Annotated in this window: 1 protein-coding gene; it reads right to left on the minus strand. The window is 71.0% G+C overall.

Translation table 11 applies throughout. The annotated features are described in order from the left end of the window. Positions 1–87 precede the first annotated feature (87 nt). Positions 88–1,071, minus strand: coding sequence for a hypothetical protein (locus tag E0W80_RS19060; RefSeq protein ID WP_131494555.1), 984 nt, complete (start codon positions 1,069–1,071; stop codon positions 88–90). Between the last annotated feature and the right edge of the window lie 159 nt (positions 1,072–1,230).

A 1,230-nucleotide genomic window follows, 5' to 3' on the forward strand; every position in this document is an offset into this window, starting at 1 on the left:
GCCGACACCCCCTCTGAGCGCCGAGGCCCCTCCTGCGCCCCGCGAACCCGACGGGGTCTCGGCGGCGTGCGGGGGCGTCGACGCGGGCTACCCGGGAGGGCGGATGCCGTACGCGGAGAGCGTGGCGCCGAGCGCATCCGGGGAGGCGATGTCGGACGACCCCCACCGGACCATCCGCCATCCGGTCACCCCTCGGATCGCGTCTTCCCGGCGCTTCTCCTCGAGCACGACCTCCTCGACGCTCCGTCCTCGGCGAAGGATGGCGTTGCGGTACTTGTCCTCTCCGTCGAACTCGCCGAAACAGTGCGAACGACGGAACCCGAAATCGACCCAGTAGTCCTCCCCTCCCGGCCCGCGCACGTGCACCTGCAGTTCGGGCGCCGCGAAGCCGAGCCTGTGCAGCTGCAGGCGACTGACGCTCTCACCCGGCAGCTGTGCGCGTCCGTCGGCGAACTCGATCACCCGTCGCGCCCGGCGCACGCCACGCGAGTGCGAGCGGAGCGCTCGCACCATCATCCGTGCCCGCCAGCCCTCGACCGCCCCGGAGTCCTGGACCTGACCCGAGACGGCCTCGCGACGGAGTGCGGCATCCGCGGCGGACAACCCGACCTCCTCGCGGGTCAGGCAGGCCAGGTCGAGGATCGTGCGATCTAGCGACGTGCACCTGATGCCATCGACGTCGACGACCTCGGCGGGAGGAACCTCGACGTCGTGCCACATCACCCCGGACCGGGTCCTCCCATGCCGGGCCCCGGCGATGACCACATGCACCTTCCGGGGTGCCAGCCGATACAACGGAAGGCCGTGCAGGACCGCGGCGGACGGCCCCCAGAACACCGGCCCCGGACCGTCGGAGTTGAGAGCGGCCGCAACCACTTCGACGAGATGACGCCCCTCGTTCCAGAGCCCATCCCATCGGTCGGCCTCGATGTAGCGACCCCGGCGCACTCGGCGGAGGGACCCCGCAGCGACACGCGATCCGATCTCCCGTTCCGTGTGCCCCTTCACGAGCAACTCGCCCCGCGTTCTGAGGAGCGAGCGGACGTCGGTGACATCGATCCTGTTCGGCATCCCGTCATCGTGAGGCCTCCGACGCCCCCTGCCACCGTCGCTCACAGGGTCGATCCCAGGTCTCGAGGTCGACCGATCGGTGCAGGAAGAGTCGCAACCGCCCCACACCCCCGCTGAGCGTCCGCACCCCCGCTGAATCGCGCAAGCACGCGGGGGCGC

This window comes from Microbacterium sp. PI-1, assembly GCF_004337555.1.
Classification (GTDB): domain Bacteria; phylum Actinomycetota; class Actinomycetes; order Actinomycetales; family Microbacteriaceae; genus Microbacterium; species Microbacterium aurugineum.

What these genes read in the sequence shown, in the direction of transcription:
- E0W80_RS19060 (WP_131494555.1), bottom strand. Translation starts at nt 1,071, where the DNA reads ATGCCGAACAGGATCGATGTCACCGACGTCCGCTCGCTCCTCAGAACG.